This is a genomic window from Providencia sp. PROV205, assembly GCF_028479505.1.
GTDB lineage: Bacteria > Pseudomonadota > Gammaproteobacteria > Enterobacterales > Enterobacteriaceae > Providencia > Providencia huaxiensis.
In genome coordinates this window covers 235,547-256,022 of record NZ_JAMPNU010000004.1, presented here as the reverse complement: position 1 = coordinate 256,022, position 20,476 = coordinate 235,547, and the positions used below count along the sequence as shown (strand labels likewise).

Annotated in this window: 20 protein-coding genes; 11 read left to right on the top strand and 9 right to left on the bottom strand. The window is 40.7% G+C overall.

Annotated features, from left to right (window positions below; genetic code table 11):
* Positions 1–34: 34 nt before the first annotated feature.
* The gene (gene tusA / locus PR800_RS04990) at positions 35–283 is read right to left on the bottom strand and encodes a sulfurtransferase TusA (RefSeq protein ID WP_272530325.1); all 249 of its coding nucleotides are present in this window, start codon (positions 281–283) and stop codon (positions 35–37) included.
* A 173-nt stretch (positions 284–456) separates the two neighbouring features.
* Here tusA and PR800_RS04985 point away from each other — a divergent pair, with 173 nt between their 5' ends.
* Entirely contained in the window at positions 457–1,125 is a 669-nt protein-coding gene (locus PR800_RS04985) for a 7-cyano-7-deazaguanine/7-aminomethyl-7-deazaguanine transporter (protein WP_102137991.1), read from the top strand.
* Between the two features lie 94 nt (positions 1,126–1,219).
* Here the strand turns inward: PR800_RS04985 and glpC are convergent, their stop codons facing one another.
* Genes glpC through glpA form a run of 3 tightly spaced genes read right to left on the bottom strand, consistent with a single transcriptional unit; the run spans position 1,220 to position 5,350 of the window.
* Positions 1,220–2,413 (bottom strand): anaerobic glycerol-3-phosphate dehydrogenase subunit GlpC, encoded by a 1,194-nt coding sequence (gene glpC, locus PR800_RS04980; protein ID WP_004258601.1) that lies wholly within the window; start codon positions 2,411–2,413, stop codon positions 1,220–1,222.
* Positions 2,410–3,705, bottom strand: a complete 1,296-nt coding sequence (glpB, locus tag PR800_RS04975; protein WP_272530324.1) for a glycerol-3-phosphate dehydrogenase subunit GlpB — start codon at positions 3,703–3,705, stop codon at positions 2,410–2,412. The genes glpC and glpB overlap by 4 nt, the downstream gene beginning before the upstream one ends.
* Entirely contained in the window at positions 3,695–5,350 is a 1,656-nt protein-coding gene (gene glpA, locus PR800_RS04970) for an anaerobic glycerol-3-phosphate dehydrogenase subunit A (RefSeq protein WP_004258606.1), read from the bottom strand. Before glpA ends, glpB begins: the two co-directional genes overlap by 11 nt.
* 434 nt (positions 5,351–5,784) lie before the next feature.
* Here glpA and glpT point away from each other — a divergent pair, with 434 nt between their 5' ends.
* The gene (glpT, locus tag PR800_RS04965) at positions 5,785–7,134 is read left to right on the top strand and encodes a glycerol-3-phosphate transporter (protein WP_102137994.1); all 1,350 of its coding nucleotides are present in this window, start codon (positions 5,785–5,787) and stop codon (positions 7,132–7,134) included.
* A gap of 103 nt (positions 7,135–7,237) precedes the next feature.
* Entirely contained in the window at positions 7,238–8,311 is a 1,074-nt protein-coding gene (gene glpQ / locus PR800_RS04960) for a glycerophosphodiester phosphodiesterase (protein ID WP_195697740.1), read from the top strand.
* Positions 8,312–8,375: 64 nt separating this feature from the next.
* Here glpQ and epmA read toward each other — a convergent pair whose 3' ends face one another.
* Positions 8,376–9,353: an elongation factor P--(R)-beta-lysine ligase gene (gene epmA, locus PR800_RS04955; protein ID WP_102137996.1), complete on the bottom strand. Its 978-nt coding sequence runs from the start codon at positions 9,351–9,353 to the stop codon at positions 8,376–8,378.
* Between the two features lie 799 nt (positions 9,354–10,152).
* Here epmA and frdA point away from each other — a divergent pair.
* The 4 genes from frdA to frdD are packed head-to-tail and all read left to right on the top strand — an operon-like array spanning position 10,153 to position 13,455.
* Positions 10,153–11,949 (top strand): fumarate reductase (quinol) flavoprotein subunit, encoded by a 1,797-nt coding sequence (gene frdA / locus PR800_RS04950; protein ID WP_102137997.1) that lies wholly within the window; start codon positions 10,153–10,155, stop codon positions 11,947–11,949.
* Positions 11,942–12,676, top strand: a complete 735-nt coding sequence (locus PR800_RS04945) for a succinate dehydrogenase/fumarate reductase iron-sulfur subunit (protein ID WP_004258616.1) — start codon at positions 11,942–11,944, stop codon at positions 12,674–12,676. The genes frdA and PR800_RS04945 overlap by 8 nt, the downstream gene beginning before the upstream one ends.
* Positions 12,677–12,690: 14 nt before the next feature.
* Entirely contained in the window at positions 12,691–13,086 is a 396-nt protein-coding gene (gene frdC / locus PR800_RS04940; protein ID WP_004258617.1) for a fumarate reductase subunit FrdC, read from the top strand.
* Positions 13,087–13,101: 15 nt separating this feature from the next.
* Complete coding sequence (gene frdD, locus PR800_RS04935; RefSeq protein WP_004258620.1) at positions 13,102–13,455, top strand: fumarate reductase subunit FrdD; 354 nt, start codon at positions 13,102–13,104, stop codon at positions 13,453–13,455.
* Positions 13,456–13,531: 76 nt separating this feature from the next.
* Here the strand turns inward: frdD and tetR are convergent, their stop codons facing one another.
* On the bottom strand, positions 13,532–14,131 hold the full coding sequence (tetR, locus tag PR800_RS04930; RefSeq protein ID WP_166264252.1) for a tetracycline resistance transcriptional repressor TetR: 600 nt from the start codon (positions 14,129–14,131) through the stop codon (positions 13,532–13,534).
* Between the two features lie 78 nt (positions 14,132–14,209).
* On the opposite strand from tetR, the gene tet reads away from it, so the two are divergent.
* Both tet and PR800_RS04920 read left to right on the top strand, forming a co-directional pair.
* Positions 14,210–15,412: a Tet(A)/Tet(B)/Tet(C) family tetracycline efflux MFS transporter gene (gene tet, locus PR800_RS04925; protein ID WP_272530322.1), complete on the top strand. Its 1,203-nt coding sequence runs from the start codon at positions 14,210–14,212 to the stop codon at positions 15,410–15,412.
* Positions 15,413–15,490: 78 nt separating this feature from the next.
* Positions 15,491–16,072: a TetR/AcrR family transcriptional regulator gene (locus PR800_RS04920; protein WP_166264248.1), complete on the top strand. Its 582-nt coding sequence runs from the start codon at positions 15,491–15,493 to the stop codon at positions 16,070–16,072.
* 166 nt (positions 16,073–16,238) lie between these two features.
* Here PR800_RS04920 and PR800_RS04915 read toward each other — a convergent pair whose 3' ends face one another.
* Positions 16,239–17,423 (bottom strand): MFS transporter, encoded by a 1,185-nt coding sequence (locus PR800_RS04915; protein ID WP_166264246.1) that lies wholly within the window; start codon positions 17,421–17,423, stop codon positions 16,239–16,241.
* A gap of 63 nt (positions 17,424–17,486) precedes the next feature.
* Positions 17,487–18,260 (bottom strand): hypothetical protein, encoded by a 774-nt coding sequence (locus PR800_RS04910; RefSeq protein ID WP_166264244.1) that lies wholly within the window; start codon positions 18,258–18,260, stop codon positions 17,487–17,489.
* A 176-nt stretch (positions 18,261–18,436) separates the two neighbouring features.
* Between PR800_RS04910 and PR800_RS04905 the strand changes: the two genes are divergently transcribed.
* Positions 18,437–18,646, top strand: a complete 210-nt coding sequence (locus tag PR800_RS04905) for a helix-turn-helix domain-containing protein (RefSeq protein WP_102138003.1) — start codon at positions 18,437–18,439, stop codon at positions 18,644–18,646.
* A 105-nt stretch (positions 18,647–18,751) separates the two neighbouring features.
* On the opposite strand, the gene sugE is transcribed toward PR800_RS04905, so the two are convergent.
* On the bottom strand, positions 18,752–19,066 hold the full coding sequence (gene sugE, locus PR800_RS04900) for a quaternary ammonium compound efflux SMR transporter SugE (RefSeq protein WP_102138004.1): 315 nt from the start codon (positions 19,064–19,066) through the stop codon (positions 18,752–18,754).
* Positions 19,067–19,335: 269 nt separating this feature from the next.
* Between sugE and PR800_RS04895 the strand changes: the two genes are divergently transcribed.
* Entirely contained in the window at positions 19,336–20,244 is a 909-nt protein-coding gene (locus PR800_RS04895) for an EamA family transporter (protein ID WP_102138005.1), read from the top strand.
* Positions 20,245–20,476: the final 232 nt, after the last annotated feature.

Sequence of the window (20,476 nt, the reverse complement as noted above, 5' to 3'; positions counted from 1 at the left end):
AATTAACGTACAAAATGAAATTAGCTAATAACTATTAGCTCGACTTTTTACGCAACAAATAACGATACGGGGTATTATCAACCTCTACGGCTAATAAATCATGCTCCATAAAACGGCAAAAGCCCGGAATGTCGCGTGTGGTTGCTGGGTCATCCGCAATAATTAACAACGTTTCCCCATCTGCCATATTACGAACCGTTTTACGCACTAACATCACAGGTTCAGGGCAACGCAACCCAAGTGTGTCAAGGGTCTTAGTAGCATTATCAAAAGAATTAGACATAAATAAACACTTCTAAAGAGAGATCAATAATCGAATTATATAATAAAACGTGTCTTGATGAATGAACTGTTTTGCTTTCGTTGCGCAACGAGCGTATGATGCGCACGCAGTTCCCAACTGTTGGGATGAATTTCATGGGTTCCCTCACCCCATTGTCACTAAAAAGGTACAATATGTTTAATTTTACTGCGCAGCAAAAAGCCACTGCGTTAATTTGGCTTTCGTTATTTCATATTTTAATTATTACTTCTAGTAACTACCTAGTGCAATTACCGATTAATATTTTCGGTTTCCATACCACTTGGGGCGCATTTACTTTTCCATTTATTTTCTTAGCAACTGACTTAACCGTCCGTATTTATGGCGCGCCACTTGCACGCAGAATTATCACTGCGGTTATGCTGCCGGCATTACTGATATCCTATGTTATTTCAGCATTATTTTTCCAAGGTGAATGGCAAGGCTTTACTGCATTGTCTGAATTTAACTTATTTGTCGCACGTATCGCAGCCGCTAGCTTTATGGCTTATGTCCTGGGGCAAATATTAGATGTCAGTGTTTTCAATCGATTACGTCAAAATGCACGTTGGTATGTGGCTCCTGCTTGTGCCATGTTCTTTGGTAACTTAATTGATACTATCGCGTTCTTCTTTATCGCATTTTTCCGTAGTAGCGACCCATTTATGGCCGCAAACTGGGTAGAAATTGCTTTAGTTGACTATGTCTTTAAGCTACTTATTTGTATGCTGTTTTTCTTACCTGCTTATGGTGTGCTTTTGAATTTTATCTTGAGATATTTCTTCGCAAACTCAGATAAAAAGCAGTTAGTCAATCAACACTAAAAACAAAAAAAGGAGATAGCTAAATGCTATCTCCAAATAAGATTAACTGAGCTAAAACAACAAATAACAACCCTACAATTCGATAAGTAATAGATCACAAAGCTTTTGCTAAAAGTGAGATGGGATGCTCACACTTCTTACTCGTCGACATCTCAATCTGCCACTTACACGTTTCACAATCAGTGATCACCATATCAGCACCACTTTCTTCAATTTGGCGAAATAACCCGGCACCAATACCTTGAGAAACCTCATAGTTTTCTTTTTTGAAACCATAGGTTCCTGCGATACCACAGCACTGTGAGTCTAACACTATCAGCTCAACGCCGGGTACACGCTTAATTAACTCTAATGTGTAGGAAGTCCAACCCATTTTTTCCATATGGCATGGTGTATGATAAGCCACTTTTAAAGGCGTATGTTTCAGTTTGAGTTCACGCCCTTCTTCCAGTAAACGATAAATATAACGTGTTGCGAGCTCGATGTTATCCCTCATTGCAGAAGTATCAACATCAAGGACATGTGTATATTCATCACGGATAGTAAACGTACACGTTGATGAAGTTGCAACAACAGGCACATGTTTTTCAAGGATAGTTTCTTGTAATGACTCTAAATTCACATTGGCTTGGCGTTTTGCCTGTTTCATAAAGCCATTCGCAATTAACGCCACACCACAACATTTTTCACGTTTAAGTAATTGAACGCCAATGTTCATCCCATTGAAGACTTTAATTAAGTCTTTACCTAATTGAGGGTGGTTATAATTCACATAGCAACCATGGAAAAACGCAACTTGCTCTTCAAATTTAGCTTGTTCAGCGGCTTGTTTTGCATACCAACGACGGAAAGTCCCAAATGAATATTTTGGTAATTCACGGCGATGGTCTATTTTCAGTGCTTTATCAAGGATTTGACGTACAGGTTTTAACCCTGTAATCGTATTTACAACTGGTGCAAATGGCGTAGATAGCGACCCCATTAAATCGGTATGACTGAGAATTGCATCACGAATTTTCGGTTTTTGCTGGCTGTAAGTATTACGCGCACGGGCAATAATATCGCCAATTTTCACATCCGATGGGCAAGCCACTTCACAGCGCTTGCAGTTTGTACAATATTTAAGTGCCTCGTCATATAACATTGGGTCTTTTAAGCGCAAGCGCTCACCATCGGGCCCGGCTTGCTTAGGGCCTGGATACAATGGATTAACCTTTGCTACAGGGCAATAAGTGGTACACACCGTGCATTTAATACAGCTTTCAAAGCTTGCATCTTGAATACTCATTGTGCCACCTCCACCTGCATGGTTTTACTCTTAATCAGTTCATTAATGATTTCATTAGCGGCATATAATGCGCTAATTATTGATACACCCGCCCCACAACCTTGGGTGAGAGGGTCAAAACCGCCTAATACAGCGCCAGCGACATAAAGGTTTGAAATAGCGTTCCCCTCTTTTTGTGCGCGCAGCTTTTCATCAGTTTTCACGCCAAAAGCCATATAAGGTTGGGAAGCAAAAAACTCTTTGTTAGTCCATTTTGCACGTTCTGAAATTTCACACAGGTCCAATTGCATCAATGGCTCATACACACGGTCAAACTCTGCCACCAATCCATTATTGAAAAAACTCCCCGTTGCCAGAACAAAATGCTTAGCTTTTAAAGAGATGTCACCATGATTACGAGTCTGGACAGATTCAATTCGGCCATCCACACAGTTTACCGCAGTGACTTTATCACCTGGCATCACTATGCCACCTTGGCGCCGAAACTGACGCAATAACATTTCGTGTAAACGGATCCCCAATAAAGAAGGTGGAAGAGTCGGCAATAAAAATATAGGCTTACCTAAATTCCTTTGTAATTCCTGTAAAGGTTCATCACTGTCGAGTCCGATACACGCTGGCATGAAAATCGCTTCTGCATCTGCGACCAACGGGGAAATTTCAGCTACCATTTGAGCCATGTTTTCTGGACGGTCTAACCAACGAGCAACATTAACGGCTCTAAACTCGCTCGGGTTTTCTCTTAACCGGTCTAATAATGGTAAATGCACATAGTGCGCTGTTGCTTGTAGCCCTTCACGTTGTAGCTCATCCGCAACCATTTGGGGTTGAAAATCCAAGAAACCTTCGATACCAACCACCGCAATATTGTTAGCATCCATTTTATTGTGTAAGCCAACCGTTGGAACAAATTTAGGACTAAGCCAAGTCATGCGCTTATGGCCTAGAGGTGTAATGCGATAATGGTTTTCTTCACAAGAGCCTTTTAAATGGACTCCCGCTTGCTGCAATATCGACTGCGCCATATGCGCTAATTCAGTAACCTGCGTTTTTCCGATTAAACTATAAGGGTGAGCTGGCGACTGTTCCTTTAACGCATCAAGCATTTCTAATGGTTTTTCAGCCACTTCCCCATTAGGCAAATGGGTTAATAAATCTAAGGAGCCTGATGAAAAATGCAATGCATTTTGCCCTGCGCTAACAATTGCGCAAGATAGGCCAGACTGGGTTAAACGTATACCGCTCATTAATCCAGCCAAACCGCCGCCCATTACCACTACATCATATTTCATTATCTGCCTCCTTCTGTGCATCCTTGCCTAGTGTCGCTTCATTCATGCCACATAACCCGTGATATACCCAGCTAGTAAATTCACTTTCACGCAGCGCATCCCCCCAAGCTATTGGACGTACACCTTTCCAGCGCTCATTCAGGAAGTGACTTAATTGCTGCTCTGTTTCATGAGGCGTTGTAACATTAAAACGATTGAGTAAGCCAGCTGCGCGGCATGCACATAGCTCACCTTGGCAAGTTCCCATACCCACACGAGTACGGCGCCTTAAATCAAGCAGATTATTGACCGTCAATGAATTCACGGCATAACGCACCTCACCCGCAGTAACGGCTTCACACTCACAAACTAAACTTTTATCGAGCCTATCCGTACTGAGAATTGCAGAAGCTCTGTCACCATGGCGATAAACCGCAGAGCCACGAATAGGGGCTGGGATAGAAACAACATTACGTAAGGCTTCTTCTGCGCTGTGCTGCGACCCCGGTAATGGGGCTTCTGCTGTTGTACATTTGGCGCTGTGACCAAGTTTTTCGCAAACTTTATCTGTCGCCCATTCCGCCATCAGGCGATAAGTCATCAACTTACCCCCTGTAATGGTGATAAAACCTTCTAAGCCATCGCGTTTAGCATGGTCTAACAACACAATACCGCGGCTTACGTTACGCCCTGATGGGTCATCATCACTAGCAACTAATGGTCGAACGCCTGCATATGCACGTAAAATGCGCGTTGTCGCAAGTGCAGGAGACAACATTGAACCTTCGCGAATCAGAATATCCACCTCTTCAGGGGTGACATACATATTATCAATTTGGTCATATTCAATATGAGTCGACGTGGTCCCAATCAGGGAAATCGTATCGCCGGGAACCAAAATATCGGCATCTGCAGGTTTACGGCAACGGTTTATCACCATGTTGTTCAAACGGTGACCTAAAATTAATAGTGCCCCTTTCGCAGGGAACATTTTAATTTTTAATTCGCCATATTCTGCAATTTTTTGTCCCCAGATCCCGCCCGCATTGACGACAATTTCTGCGTAAATATCATATTGTTTCTTAGCATGATGATCATATACCGTCACACCGCGTACCGTATCACCATCACGAATTAAGCCAATAACCTCATGATAAGTTAACACTTTCGCGCCATGTTCTCTGGCATCTAACATATTTGCCGCAGTTAAACGGAATGGGTCAACCGTACCATCAGGAACGCGAACCGCACCGATTAAATGCGGGTTAACAGAAGGTTCAAGACGAATAGCCTCTTTAGGGTCAATCGCAGTCGCATCAATACCTGCCGCTTGGCAGGCCGTAATGAATTGCTGCTGATATTCTAAGCTGTCTTCAGGAAGAGTAATAAACAAACCGTCCGTTCGTTCAATACAATGATGTGCGATACGCTTTAAAATTTTGTTCTCTTCGATACATTCTCTGGCAGATTCACCATCTGTGACGGCATAACGCGCGCCACTATGCAGTAATCCATGGTTACGTCCTGTCGCGCCAGTCGCAATATCATGTCTTTCGAGTAAAACGGTTCTTAGGCCTCGGCGAGCGCAGTCACGAGCGACTCCTGCACCTGTTGCGCCACCACCGATAATGATGACATCCGTTTCAGTCACAGATGAGCCATTCATGTCGCATTCCTCACATTAATAAACGTTTCTATAATAAATAAGTATAGGTTCTATTTTTATAATCTATTATTAAATATAGCCCAGAAACGCGATCAATGTTTGATAAGGAACAAAAACGAAAGTAATTGCGACATTTTTAGCACCTCAAAGAACAAAATCGTGATGAAAATCACAAAATAATTAACATTTCCAGTTCCATTCTATTCACAAATGTCATTTACTATGCAACTTCATAAACAAAATCAATAATTGTGCGTTGGATTACAGATAAATTGTTTTTTAACGACTACAATTTAGAGCAATTAAGAAAATAAAGAATCTTAAATTACTCGAATACTTTCGTTTTTGTTACTTCACCAATAATAAACACTCAATCTCTCTGAAATAGAGAAATGGAAGTGTAAATAAAAATTAGCATGCCATCGGAGGCGTATATGTTAAGCATTTTTAAACCAGCACCTCATATAGAGAGGCTGCCAGCTGATAAGGTAGATCCTGTCTATCGTAAGCTTCGTTGGCAGATCTTCATGGGTATTTTCTTTGGTTACGCAGCGTATTATCTAGTCCGAAAGAACTTTGCGTTAGCGATGCCATATCTTGTTGAACAAGGTTTCTCTAAAGGTGACCTTGGTTTCGCATTATCAGGGATCTCAATTGCTTACGGATTTTCTAAATTTATCATGGGGTCGTTTTCCGACCGTGCAAACCCGCGCTATTTCTTACCCGCAGGTTTGATTCTTGCCTCCGTAGTGATGTTAGTCATGGGCTTCGTACCATGGGCAACATCAAGCATCATGGTAATGTTCGTATTACTGTTCCTTTGTGGTTGGTTCCAAGGTATGGGTTGGCCTCCTTGTGGACGTACCATGGTTCACTGGTGGTCACAAAAAGAACGTGGTGGTATCGTTTCGGTTTGGAACTGTGCGCACAACGTCGGTGGTGGTATCCCGCCATTACTGTTCATGTTAGGTATGGCATGGTTTAACGACTGGAAAGCTGCGCTGTATATGCCTGCATTGGCCGCTATTCTTGTTGCAATCATTGCATTTGCGTTAATGCGCGATACCCCGCAATCTTGTGGTCTTCCTCCAATTGAAGAATACAAAAACGACTATCCAACAGACTATAAAGCATCCGATGAAGAAGAATTAACTGCAAAAGAAATCTTCATGAAGTATGTTTTCCCTAACAAACTGTTATGGATGATTGCGATTGCGAACGTGTTCGTTTACTTACTGCGTTATGGTGTTTTGGACTGGTCTCCAACTTACCTGCGTGAAGTTAAACACTTCGCAATGGACAAATCTTCATGGGCTTACTTCTTATATGAATACGCAGGTATCCCAGGTACGTTACTGTGTGGTTGGATGTCGGATAAAGTCTTCCGCGGTAACCGTGGAGCCACTGGTGTGTTCTTCATGGTTCTGGTAACCATCGCAACTATCGTGTTCTGGATGAACCCAGCCGGTAACCCAAATGTTGATATGGCATGTATGTTGATCATCGGTTTCTTAATCTATGGTCCTGTTATGTTGATTGGTTTACACGCTCTTGAACTTGCACCGAAAAAAGCAGCAGGTACCGCCGCAGGATTCACAGGCTTGTTCGGCTACCTCGGTGGTTCTGTCGCAGCAAGTGCTATCGTTGGTTATACCGTAGACTACTTCGGTTGGGACGGTGGCTTCGCAGTCATGATCGGTGGTTCAGCATTGGCTGTTGTTCTACTGTTTATCGTCATGTTGAGCGAAAGCAAACATAAACGTGAATTAGCAAACTCACAATAAACATTCATTAAATGTTCATTGTTAATCGCTAGACTCGTGGGCTATATCAAAAAATGATGTAGCCCATTTTTTTACCCAAATAAAGTGCCAAGGAGATATAATCATGAGCTTTCCATTAAAAACATTGGTGGCTAGTATGGTTTTAGTGATGTCAGTGTCTGCTGTAGCTCAAGCTTCAAGTAAAGTTGTCATTGCACATCGTGGTGCAAGTGGTTACTTACCGGAACATACCTTACCTGCAAAAGCAATGGCTTACGCACAAGGTGCTGATTTTCTTGAGCAAGATTTAGTTATGACGAAAGATAACGAGCTCGTGGTCTTACATGACCATTATCTCGATCGCGTGACGGATGTTGCTGAACGTTTCCCTGACCGCGCGCGTAAAGATGGCCGTTATTATGCGATTGACTTTACCCTTGATGAAATCAAATCACTCAATTTTACAGAAGGATTTGATATTGTTGATGGTAAAAAAGTCCAAAGCTATCCGAACCGCTTCCCGATGGGCAAATCAGATTTCCGCGTTCATACTTTCCAAGAAGAGATTGAATTTGTTCAAGGATTAAACAAATCAACAGGTAAAAATATTGGTATCTACCCAGAAATTAAAGCCCCTTGGTTCCACCAGCAAGAAGGCAAAGATATCACCAAGAAAACACTCGAAGTTCTTAAAGAATATGGTTACACCACCAAGGATTCCAACGTTTATCTACAATCATTTGACCCAAATGATCTAAAACGTATTAAAAATACCTTGATGCCTGAAATGGGAATGGATCTTAAATTAATTCAGTTGATTGCTTACACCGATTGGAACGAAACTCAAGAGCAAAAACCTGACGGAACTTGGGTTAACTACAATTACGATTGGATGATGAAACCGGGTGCCATGAAAGAAATTGCAACCTATGCAGATGGTATTGGCCCTGATTATCATATGCTAATTAGTGAAGAATCTACGCCAACTAACATCAAAGTGAATGGCATGGTCAAAGAAGCCCATGAAAATAAAATGGCGGTTCACCCGTTCACTATTCGTGTTGATAAGCTGCCAAAATACGCCAAAGATGGGCAACAGCTTTATGACATCATTTATAACCAAGCTGATGTCGATGGCGCCTTTACAGACTTCCCTGACTTAGGGGTTAAGTTCTTAGAACAACAGAAACAAAAATAGTTTTCTGCACCAAAAACAATAATGCAGCCAAATGGCTGCATTATTTTCAAGTTAGGCGTATTAGTTAAGCGATAGTGACAGGGAATGCGATCACATCACTGATTTTATCTGCATTTAAAGCAATCATAATCAACCTATCAACCCCAACAGCGACACCAGAACAATCAGGTAAACCATGCTCTAAAGCCGCAAGTAAGTGCTCATCAATAGGTGCAGTAGGTAACCCCATTGTCACGCGTTTACGGTTGTCTTGTTCAAATCGCTGGCGCTGTTCGCTTGCATCGGTGAGTTCATGGAAACCATTCGCCAGTTCCATTCCTTTATAATACACCTCAAAACGCTCAGCAACACGATGATCTTCCGAGCTAATTACAGCAAGAGAAGCTTGGGTCGCAGGGAAATGATACACCACCACAGGCTTTTCTTTACCGATATGAGGCTCAACACCCATGGTAAATAACAGCTGTAGCAAGGTATCTTTATCTTCTTCGTGATCCGCGATATTGCTTAAATCTAAACGAGCAGCAACCTCACGTAATTCACTTTTCTCAGCAGACAATGGGTCAATATCCAAATAGCGTAAAAACGCTTGCTGATAAGAAAGTAGCTCCGCACTCTCGCACTCTAAGACTTGTTGCAGTAAGTCATCCACTTCATTAATCAAGCGATACATATCAAAATGCGGACGGTACCACTCTAACATGGTAAATTCAGGATTATGATGCCGCCCTGCTTCTTCATTTCTAAAGCTACGACCTAGCTGATAGATAGGCCCACTACCTGCTGCTAATAAACGTTTCATGTGGTATTCAGGGCTAGTCATTAAATATAAATTAATGCCTTGTGCCGCACCTGGGCCCACAAAACGCGTTGCAAATGGAACAAGATGAACGTCAGTGACTGTAGCCTGACTCATTGCGGGGGTTTCGACTTCAAGTACACAGCGATCAGTAAAAAAACGTCTGATTTCCGCAATTATTTTTGCGCGCTGTAACAGGTTAGCGATGGGGGCGGTTGGCTGCCAATTCGCTATATCACTCATTAAGATGACTCCAAAATAAACTTAGTCGTGCAGTGTACCCACCTCACTTACAACACACAATGCATTTACACTGATAAAGCGCATTTATCTGAGCGTCAGCGCTTGTAACTGTCGACATAATGAGTAAGTAGGGATAGCCTGATTATCCCTTGCTTTATACGATTAGGCAAAGCCTTTGCTTTTAGCTTTACATAAGCTGATGGGAAGACGTAAAGAAAACAGCCTAAAACATGATTATTTCTTATATTATGTGACATAGCTGTTACTAAAAAAGCGAAACGATTCGCTTTCTCAATCTATTTTAAAATTTTCTCTTCGAAATTGAACTTCCTCTAAAAATAAACAGTGAGACTCCTCGCAAATTAGCATTCAATATGAATGAAACTCTTCAGCTATAATAATAGTATTATTCACTTATTATTGGTAAAACCTGACTAATTCCCTTGGTTTTATACGCTAAGATTTTATGTAAATTTAATGATAATTATTTGAAATTCCTTTTTATTCGATGTTAACAGCCTAGAAAATCGAGTAATGTAAAAACAATTTACAAAAAGAAGATCTACCTCACACTTTATAGCTAAATTTGGCCAAAACCCCCCTCTATATCAAATTTATCTTGAGTACTATTCGCTATAATTCACAGCATGATAAGTCATTATTAGCTATTATATTATTTACTATTAAAAAACAGATATTTCGGAGTTTAGCTTTAAGTTGAACTGAAAATGACATAGCTAATTATCAAAAGTATTTAAAAGAATTTATCAATTTTACACTTGAACAATGGAGAAGCGCAGTGCAAACCTTCAATGCCGATTTAGCGATTATCGGGGCCGGGGGCGCAGGCTTACGTGCAGCAATTGCTGCCGCTGAAGCAAATCCCAATATCAAGATTGCTCTGGTCTCAAAAGTATACCCAATGCGTAGTCACACCGTGGCCGCAGAGGGGGGATCAGCAGCAGTTACTCAGGCTCATGACTCCTATGACTATCATTTTAATGATACTGTAGCTGGTGGGGACTGGCTGTGTGAGCAAGATGTCGTCGATTATTTCGTCGAACACTGCCCAACAGAAATGACCCAACTAGAACTATGGGGCTGCCCGTGGAGCCGTAAACCAGATGGTTCAGTTAACGTTCGCCGCTTTGGTGGGATGAAAATTGAGCGTACGTGGTTTGCTGCTGATAAAACTGGCTTCCACATGCTCCATACCCTGTTCCAAACTTCATTAAAATACCCACAAATTCAACGTTTTGACGAACACTTTGTCCTCGATATCATTGTTGATGAAGGCCAAGTCCGTGGTCTTGTCGCGTTAAATATGATGGAAGGAACAAAAGTCCAAATCCGTGCGAATTCTATCGTCATGGCAACGGGCGGTGCTGGACGTGTTTATCGCTATAATACCAATGGCGGTATTGTAACCGGTGATGGGATGGGAATGGCATTCCGTCATGGTGTTCCTTTACGTGACATGGAATTCGTTCAGTATCACCCAACAGGTCTTCCTGGCTCTGGTATCTTAATGACCGAAGGTTGTCGTGGTGAGGGCGGGATCCTTGTCAATAAAGACGGCTATCGCTATCTGCAAGACTACGGAATGGGACCTGAAACTCCACTGGGTAAACCTGAAAATAAATATATGGAACTGGGTCCACGTGACAAAGTTTCCCAAGCGTTCTGGCACGAATGGCGTGCAGGCCGCACTATCAGTACCCACCGCGGTGATGTTGTTTACTTAGATCTTCGCCACCTTGGCGCAGAAAAACTGCATGAACGTTTACCATTTATTTGTGAGTTGGCGAAAGCCTACGTGGGGGTTGACCCAGTAACAGACCCAATTCCTGTTCGCCCAACCGCCCACTACACCATGGGTGGTATCGAAACGGATCAACGCACAGAAACACGTATCAAAGGCCTATTTGCTGTCGGTGAATGTTCTTCTGTTGGCTTGCACGGTGCAAACCGTTTAGGTTCTAACTCATTAGCTGAATTAGTGGTATTTGGTCGCCTAGCAGGTGAAGAAGCCGCTCGCCATGCTGCTGAAGCAACACCAGCTAATGCAAATGCTATCGAAGCCCGTACCCGTGATATCGAAGCTGACCTTAGTAAACTCATGAACCAAAAAGGGAAAGAGAGCTGGTCGAAAATCCGTGATGAGATGGGTATTTCAATGGAAGAAGGCTGCGGTATCTACCGTACTCCTGAATTAATGCAAAAAACCGTTGATAAAATTGCTGAACTGAAAGAACGCTTCAAACACGTCGAAATTACCGACCATAGCAGCGTATTTAATACTGACCTACTGTACACCATTGAATTAGGCTTTGGCCTTGATGTGGCTGAATGTATGGCTCACTCTGCAATCAACCGTAAAGAATCACGTGGTGCACACCAACGTCTCGATGAAGGCTGTACTGAGCGTGATGATGTGAATTTCCTTAAACATACTTTGGCATTCTATAACCCAGAGGGCTCCCCTCGTTTAGAATACAGTGACGTGAAAATCACGAAATCTCAGCCAGCTAAACGTGTTTACGGTGCCGAAGCTGAAGCTCAAGATAAGGCGAAGAAGGAGCAAGCTAATGGATGATATGAAACACCTAAAAATGGAGATCATGCGTTACAATCCAGAAACGGATAGTGAGCCCCATTTGGTGACGTATGATGTCCCTTACGACGAGCAAACTTCTTTGTTAGATGCGTTAGGCTATATCAAAGATAACCTCGCTCCAGACCTGTCTTACCGCTGGTCTTGTCGTATGGCGATTTGTGGTTCTTGTGGCATGATGGTCGATAAAGTACCTAAACTGGCTTGTAAAACATTCCTGCGTGAATACCCGCAAGGCATGAAAGTTGAGCCATTAGGTAACTTCCCAATCGAGCGCGACCTTGTTGTTGATATGACTCACTTTATCGAGCGTTTAGAAGCGATCAAACCGTATATTATCGGTAATGACCGTAAACCTTCTGAAGGCCCGAATAAGCAAACGCCTGCCCAGATGGCGAAATACCATCAGTTCTCAGGCTGTATCAACTGTGGTCTGTGCTATGCAGCTTGCCCACAATTTGGACTGAATCCAGAATTCATCGGTCCAGCCGCTATCACATTGGCAGAGCGCTACAATTTAGATAACCGAGACCATGGTGCGAAAGAACGCATGACCTTGTTAAATGGTGACAATGGTGTCTGGAGCTGTACGTTTGTAGGCTACTGCTCTGAAGTCTGTCCTAAGCATGTCGACCCTGCGGGCGCGATCCAACAAGGTAAAGTTGCCAGTGCGCAAGACTTTGTTATCGCCATGCTGAAGCCACGATAAGGAGAATTGAAGTCATGACAACGAAACGTAAACCCTATGTTAGGGAAATGAAGGGCGACTGGTGGCAAAAGTTGGGTTTTTACCGCTTTTACATCATGCGTGAAAGTACTTCAGTCCTTCAAGTTTGGTTCAGTATTTTAGTCCTGTATGGGGTATTTGCGCTGAAAAGTGGCCCTGAATCATGGGCGGGTTTTGTTGGGTTCTTAAGTAACCCAATCATTCTTATCATTAACATTATTACTTTGGCGGCAACACTATTGCACACCACTACGTGGTTCAATCTTGCACCAAAAGCCGTCAGTATTATTGTAAAAGATAAGAAAATGTCTGATGAGCCTATTGTTAAAGGCTTCTGGGCTCTCACGATTGTTGTTACTGCGGCAATCTTAGCAATCGCATTGTTATTTTAATCTAAGGAGAATCTGATGAATCTAACGCCTAAACGTTCCGATGAGCCGATTTTCTGGGGGTTATTTGGTGCTGGTGGTATGTGGAGTGCCGTGATTGGCCCTGCTATTATCATTCTGTTAGGGATTTTAATTCCTCTCGGCGTTGCACCAGAAATGCTGAGCTATGAGCGTATTATGGCATTTAGCCAAAGCTTTATCGGCCGCGTATTCTTATTACTGATGATTATTTTGCCAGTATGGTGTGGTATGCACCGTATCCACCATACTTTGCACGACTTTAAAATCCATGTCCCAGCGACAAAATGGGTTTTCTATGGCGGCTCAGCAATCATCAGCGTTATTGCAATTATCGGTGTATTCACACTGTAAATAATTCAATCACACATTATTTTAATACAAGGTATGGCAGCAATGGCCATACCTTTTCTTTTTTAGAGCTTAAAAACTATTGCTTAAAGCCTCGAATAAGTGATTCTAAACCAAATAAAAAAGCGGCCGTTCCATCATCATTATCCATGATGTGTATCGCCTGCTTTAATAACAACGGCATTGAGCTATCTTGTCCTACATCCCGCTCACTAATTGCGGCAATATGTTCTTGCTGTTCTAGCACCGAACCTAACGTAAAATGCCCCACCGCGCTAATTGCATATAAACCGTTTTGTAATGAAAAACCGTTATCAACCATAAACTGTAATTGTTTTTCCACAGTTGCATATTGCTCTGAACTTGGGCGAGTCCCCAAATGTACCTTTGCCCCATCACGATAGCTAAGTAAGGCACGGCGAAAACTTAATGCATTATGACGCAAAAATTCCTGCCACGTTTCCCCCTCGGCAGGTAATGGGTGGTCATGGTGCCGTTTTAGCATTTCAACCGATAATGCATCTAACAGTGTGCGCTTATTCTTCACATGCCAATACAGTGTAGGCTGCTCAACGCCCAGTTTTTGGGCCAATTTTCGAGTTGTCAGCCCTTCCATTCCCACTTCATTCAGCAAATCTAATGCGGCACTAATAATGGTTTCTCTATCCAGCCTTGCCATATTGCTCCCCTATTTTTATTGACACTCTATCACTGATAGGGGTATATTCCAACTCTATCACTGATAGAGAAATAAATTATGAATAAGTTTGCGATCACCGCTTTAACGATCACCGCCCTAGATGCCATGGGGATCGGCTTGATCATGCCTGTTTTGCCAGCCTTACTTCGTGAGTATGTAACAATAGAACATTTGGCAAACCACTACGGCATCTTATTGGCCCTGTATGCCGTCATGCAGGTGTTTTTTGCTCCAATACTGGGAAAATGGTCCGATAAATTCGGTCGCAGAGCTATCTTACTGCTTTCCCTTGCGGGAGCCGCTCTCGACTATACTTTACTGGCTTTATCCAGCTCACTTTGGATACTGTATTTAGGCCGCTTAATTTCAGGGATCACCGGAGCAACAGGCGCTGTTGCCGCTTCTATTATTGCTGACAACACTGCCCCGCAAGAGCGTACAAAATGGTTTGGGCGACTAGGTGCAGCATTTGGTGTTGGCCTAATCGCTGGCCCTGCGATTGGCGGCTTTGCAGGGCAATTCTCTCCACACTTACCTTTTGTTATTGCAGCCGCCTTGAACGCGTGCTCTTTTGTCGTGATCTTGCTTATTTTTAAAGATCAAAACAGACGTGCTATACAGAATGATCAAAATGAAACTGTAGAGCAGCCGGTTTCCTTCATACGGCTGATAAAACCTGTCATTATGCTCCTTTTTGTCTTTTTTATGGCGCAGCTAATTGGCCAGATCCCTGCAACAACTTGGGTGTTATTTACCGAAAATCGCTTTCAATGGGACAGTATGCAAGTTGGGTTATCTCTGGCGGGTTTAGGCGTCATGCATGCCCTATTTCAAGCCTTTATTGCCGGGGCGATAGCCAAAAAATTTAATGAAAAAGTGACAATTATTGTCGGTTTTATCGCAGATGGCACCGCATTCATTATTTTGTCATTACTCACAGAGGGTTGGATGATTTTCCCTACATTAATTTTGCTCGCCGGTGGCAGTATTGCGTTACCCGCGCTACAAGGGTTAATGTCCGCTCAAGTTAATCAAGCTAACCAAGGCAAACTACAAGGAATATTGGTGAGTCTAACCAATACTACGGGGGTAATTGGTCCACTATTATTTAGCTTTATTTTTGGCCTTACACTGGCAAACTGGGATGGCTGGGTGTGGCTAATTGGAGCAACAATGTATGTTTTCTTGATCGCATTTAGTTTATCTTTTAATAAAAGCGACAACTCGATAGTTGAAACAGCAAAACTACCGGGGAGTTAAGTTTTAGCATATCAATATTAAGTGCTATGATACCCTTATCAGATTTGCTTTTGGAACATGACGTTAAGAGATATTTCAATGACAATACAACCTAAAAAGCCAAGAACGAAACCTGCGGAAGAAAGGCTAGATGACCTGATGAATGCAGCAGAAAAACTCTTTCTTTCCAAAGGATTTGTTAATACAACTGTCAGCGAAATTGTCTTATCTGCCGATGTTGCAAAAGGGACTTTTTATCACTATTTCCAGTCAAAAAATGACATTATGGAAGCCTTACGCTCTCGCTATATGGACTGGTATTTAGGCCACATTCAATCCGCTGTAGACTCACAAAAAAGTGCATCTGCCAAACTCAAATCATGGTGTGAAAATAGCGTCAAATACTATGTTGAAAAACAAAACATTCACGACATGCTATTTCACGACGAATACCACGGGCGCAGTAATGACCATGAAACCCGTGCAGTTGAACAAATTAAAGCTATTCTAGCTTTCGGTGAACAAAACAAAGCGTGGTCAGAATTGCCCCAAGAATTGATGGCGACAATGATTTACCACTCCATGCATGCTGCTGTTGATAATTTAGCCAATAGTACCGAGTATAATCAACAGACTCTGGGTGAAATCCTATACCAACGTTTTAGCCAGTTGATCAAGTAACACTTTTCATTGTTAGTACTTCTTATTGCTACTTTTTATCCGCAAAACATTTGTATAGCTAATAGAGCAGACATCTTATATTTTATTACTGCCATTCTACCTACTGTAGACCTATCATTTATGAAGATTTAATCCCCCTAAGGGGGGGATTAAATCATGACTGACACTAAACAGGATTTGGTTTTGGCAACCAAGTCGAAATAAAGTAAGAAAGCCCACACCCCGCAATAAATAACCCAACATAGCCTAAGTTAAAATGACTTAAATAACTAACAATCAGAGGGGTGATCCCACCGATAGATGCAGCTGCACTGTTATAACCCACTCCTAATATTGTTGCCTGCCCATTAGATTTATCCATCAGCACTGCTGATAAATTACACAATATCATTGCTGAATATGTGGACATAACAACTTGAGCTAAAAAAACCAGAAGTAAATTATCTATTTGTAGTAAAAAATAAAGGGGTACTGAAAACAATACCATCCCAATAACTCCCATATTAAAAACAGATTTAGCCGAACTATACTTATCTGTTAACCAACCACATATCATCATAAAAACTAACAATAAACCGGATGAGAATATTTCATAAAAATTTTTTATCTCGTCTATCTTTAATTGTTGAATAATTAGTGAAGTTGACAAATTTTGAGAGTAAAAAGTGACAGTCCCAGGGATGGTAAATAAAAACACCCAAAAAACATGGTACCAGCTGAACATTATTTTTTTGTTCAAATCATTTTTATAATCTGGTAATTTAGCTCTAAACCAAAAGCTAATTAAAATATTAATTAAACCAATTAATAATGGGATCCTCCACCCAATTGACTGCATAGTATCTTCAGATAACGTATTCTTTAGAATGAAAACGATAACTAATGATGCAATGACCCCACATAAAGAGCTACCAACAATAATTGACGAAACTCTAGATTGAATATTTCCATCTAAATCCTTAAATAAATACGTAATTAGAGAAGGAAACTCACCTGCGAAACTAAAAGAAAGAGCCAATTGTAAAATTAATATTGCTAGTGGCGTATAGTCTCCTAATAATTCAATGGGTAACAGTGCCATCATTAATGTTGCCGTGCCGGTTATCATACTTGTTAATATCAAAGCAGATTTTTTTCCTACCGTATCAGCGTACCGGCCGATAACATACCCTCCTAGTGGGCGAATTAAAAAACGTAATGCAAAAATCCCCCATACCATTTCCGTAGCTTGGGAATAACCTAATTTAGTTAATTCCATACTTAAATAAGTGGATATAGCTGCAAAAACAGCAATATCATAGTATTCCAAAGCATTACCAGCGACTGCACCAAATCTAAATTTCCATTTCATTTTGATATTTACATCCATTTAAAAATGATAAAGTATTTTAATTATTTAAATATATATTTAAATTTAAGGATAGCTTACTAAGGTTTCTAAACAGGCTAGTGTAATTCCATTTTCCTTTAATGCCATAAATAGACCACTAGAAGAAGCATGTGGACAACCAAGTTTTTCTTTAATTCTTTGAATTCTCTTATGTTCACACACTTCAGAACAACCTTGTATGTAGCTAATTTCTTTTACTTTACAATGTGATAATAATAACCTAATAGTAACAACCTCTTTTCGGGTGAAACGAATATTCCCAAACCGCATGTATTGATGCATATCTAAAATCTCGGTTTCTTTTTCATTATCATCCAGATTGTTTTCTACCAATAACTCTATATTCTCTCTTAGTGGTAAATAATCATCATTTGATTTCCATATACCATGTGCGTAATCAGCAATTGTAGGACGACATTTATATATTGCGAGCATCTCCTTTACTGAAAGTTTTCTTTTTGAATTAATTGAGGTTATTTCATATACACTTCCATATTTGGTACAAAAATCCACCTTCAACTCATTCTTTTTCGTTCTCAATAAAGTTTCCATATAAGCTTTAGAGTAATTATTCCAATATTGTATCCCTGATGATAACCGCTCACTCATTAGTTTATCTAAATCAGCATCCCAATAAACCAATAGCCATTCATAGTTATTCGAAATAATGTTAACCTTTTTATTACTAACATCAACCCTAGAAAAAGAAAGATCAATATCATTCCAGTCAAAATAATTAGAGAATATATCTTTCAAATCAGCACAAGATTTTTCTAAAAAAACATTCTTAACATCCATAATAAATCCTTTTAAGTTTAAAAATGATTAACATCAAGAGACCTATCTTTATCATAGGATGAAAAACATTCAAAGTATTATTTAATGAGACTATTAAATGTAGGGCTGATAACTTTATATTAATATGAAATAAAAATTCAAATTAAATTATTAAACAAACAATAATTGGAGATAAAATGAAAAAAGATTGGCATTCAGCTGATATTATTGCAGCGATAAAGAAAAAAGGCTCTTCTCTTTCTCAAATATCACGGCAAGCAGGATTAAACTCATCAACATTAAATAATGCCCTTTCAAGACGTTGGCCTAAAGGAGAAAGAATTATTGCTGAATTTTTGGATATACCGGCATCTGAAATTTGGCCATCGCGTTATAACGAAAAATAATATAAAAATAGTTTTCTCTATGCCCAAAATATCAAAAAATGCGGGTAACTTTCTCTGCTACCCGCTTATTATTTATTTTTAATTAAAAAACACTTAATTTGAAAGCTAACTTGATACTTTTAAGCCAATTAGCCCTGTAATAATCAAGGCAAGGCTTAATAAGCGAAACATATTCGCTGATTCCCCAAGGAAAATAATCCCAACAATTGCCGTACCCACTGCACCAATACCTGTCCAAATTGCATAAGCGGTGCCGACAGGCAAATCACGCATGGCATAAGCCAATAGCCCCATACTCGCAATAATAGCGATAATAGTGATGATACTTGGCGTTAAGCGGGTAAAACCATGGCTGTATTTTAACCCTACAGCCCATACTACTTCTAATAAACCTGCAAATAAAAGGACTACCCAAGCCATGGCTGGTTGCTCCCGTTAATTCATCGGGGTCGTCCCCATATTTAAATGACGTTATTTCAGGTCGTCCTGAATACGTGTGATGTGAAAACACATTATAAACATTTACAAACCCAGACTCAAACAACGAAAAATAACAAATAAGTGCAAATTAACAATAATATTTAACCTTTTTATACCGTTTTTTATAATTAAGCATCATAACCATCGCACTCAAAATTATACGCAGGTAAAGTAGGTCTCTTATCTGACAAGTACATCGAGAAAATAGCATGAGTCTCAGAGACATCTTACTCGCCCTTTGTGTGGTAATCATTTGGGGAGTTAACTTCGTTATCATTAAACTCGGTGTGACCGCACTTCCGCCGTTATTATTAGGTGCCTTACGCTTCATGTTTGTTGCCTTTCCCGCTATTTTTATTTTTAAGCGCCCTAAAATTCCATTCAAATTATTGCTTCTCTATGGGCTAACGATTAGCTTTGGCCAATTCGCCTTCTTATTTTGTGCTATTCGAGTTGGAATGCCTGCGGGTATAACCTCTGTCATATTGCAATCCCAAGCTTTCTTTACCCTATTACTTGGCGCAATGATTTTAAAAGAATCATTACAGCCGACACACTTTATTGGTATGTTTATCGCGATTGCAGGGCTAACTGTGCTAGCCAATGGTGCCACCGCCGGTGGACTAGATGATATTCCATTACTCGGGTTGGTTTTTACACTAATTGCTGGATTATCATGGGCTTGTGGAAATATTACCAATAGAATTATTATGAAACAGGAAGGCGCTGAAAAATGCAGTGCCCTATCTTTGGTCAGTTGGAGCGCACTGATCCCAATTATCCCGTTTTTAATTAGTTCATGGATATTAGAAGGTGAAGAAGCGATTACGGAAGGGCTATCCGGTTTTAACTGGTCAGTCTTTGGTGTCATTATCTATTTAGCTTATTTATCAACATTTGTCGGCTATGGGATCTGGGGAGTATTACTTGGTCGCTATGAAGCGTGGCGAGTTGCTCCTTTTTCATTGTTGGTTCCTGTCTTTGGTTTAAGCAGTAGTGCTTTATTCCTTGGAGAGCACATAAATGGCGTACAAGTTGCTGGCCTCGTTTTAATCATGCTTGGCCTAATTACGACGCTTTTTGGCAAAAAAATGATTCAAAAATTAAGGCGAGCCTAGTTAGCCAATGAATAATCGGAAGTTTTTTACCTTCCGATTATTCCCCGAACCTTTTACCCTCGCCCTTATTAGCAAAAACACCCCAACAGTTATTAATTCCAAAATAAATAACAATTTAAGATAAAAAACCAATTAAGCCGATAACTGCTAGTTCAAAACCAGATAAAATCCAATAAATCATCCTAAATTAGTGATATTGGCAACAATTATTAAATTTATCTCAAATTTCAAT

Excerpts from the sequence above, each read along its gene's own strand:
- tusA (WP_272530325.1), bottom strand. The coding sequence starts at position 283 with ATGTCTAATTCTTTTGATAATGCTACTAAGACCCTTGACACACTTGGG.
- PR800_RS04985 (WP_102137991.1), top strand. The coding sequence starts at position 457 with ATGTTTAATTTTACTGCGCAGCAAAAAGCCACTGCGTTAATTTGGCTT.
- glpC (WP_004258601.1), bottom strand. The coding sequence starts at position 2,413 with ATGAGTATTCAAGATGCAAGCTTTGAAAGCTGTATTAAATGCACGGTG.
- glpB (WP_272530324.1), bottom strand. The coding sequence starts at position 3,705 with ATGAAATATGATGTAGTGGTAATGGGCGGCGGTTTGGCTGGATTAATG.
- glpA (WP_004258606.1), bottom strand. The coding sequence starts at position 5,350 with ATGAATGGCTCATCTGTGACTGAAACGGATGTCATCATTATCGGTGGT.
- glpT (WP_102137994.1), top strand. The coding sequence starts at position 5,785 with ATGTTAAGCATTTTTAAACCAGCACCTCATATAGAGAGGCTGCCAGCT.
- glpQ (WP_195697740.1), top strand. The coding sequence starts at position 7,238 with ATGAGCTTTCCATTAAAAACATTGGTGGCTAGTATGGTTTTAGTGATG.
- epmA (WP_102137996.1), bottom strand. The coding sequence starts at position 9,353 with ATGAGTGATATAGCGAATTGGCAGCCAACCGCCCCCATCGCTAACCTG.
- PR800_RS04945 (WP_004258616.1), top strand. The coding sequence starts at position 11,942 with ATGGATGATATGAAACACCTAAAAATGGAGATCATGCGTTACAATCCA.
- frdC (WP_004258617.1), top strand. The coding sequence starts at position 12,691 with ATGACAACGAAACGTAAACCCTATGTTAGGGAAATGAAGGGCGACTGG.
- frdD (WP_004258620.1), top strand. The coding sequence starts at position 13,102 with ATGAATCTAACGCCTAAACGTTCCGATGAGCCGATTTTCTGGGGGTTA.
- tetR (WP_166264252.1), bottom strand. The coding sequence starts at position 14,131 with ATGGCAAGGCTGGATAGAGAAACCATTATTAGTGCCGCATTAGATTTG.
- tet (WP_272530322.1), top strand. The coding sequence starts at position 14,210 with ATGAATAAGTTTGCGATCACCGCTTTAACGATCACCGCCCTAGATGCC.
- PR800_RS04920 (WP_166264248.1), top strand. The coding sequence starts at position 15,491 with ATGACAATACAACCTAAAAAGCCAAGAACGAAACCTGCGGAAGAAAGG.
- PR800_RS04915 (WP_166264246.1), bottom strand. The coding sequence starts at position 17,423 with ATGAAATGGAAATTTAGATTTGGTGCAGTCGCTGGTAATGCTTTGGAA.
- PR800_RS04910 (WP_166264244.1), bottom strand. The coding sequence starts at position 18,260 with ATGGATGTTAAGAATGTTTTTTTAGAAAAATCTTGTGCTGATTTGAAA.
- PR800_RS04905 (WP_102138003.1), top strand. The coding sequence starts at position 18,437 with ATGAAAAAAGATTGGCATTCAGCTGATATTATTGCAGCGATAAAGAAA.
- sugE (WP_102138004.1), bottom strand. The coding sequence starts at position 19,066 with ATGGCTTGGGTAGTCCTTTTATTTGCAGGTTTATTAGAAGTAGTATGG.
- PR800_RS04895 (WP_102138005.1), top strand. The coding sequence starts at position 19,336 with ATGAGTCTCAGAGACATCTTACTCGCCCTTTGTGTGGTAATCATTTGG.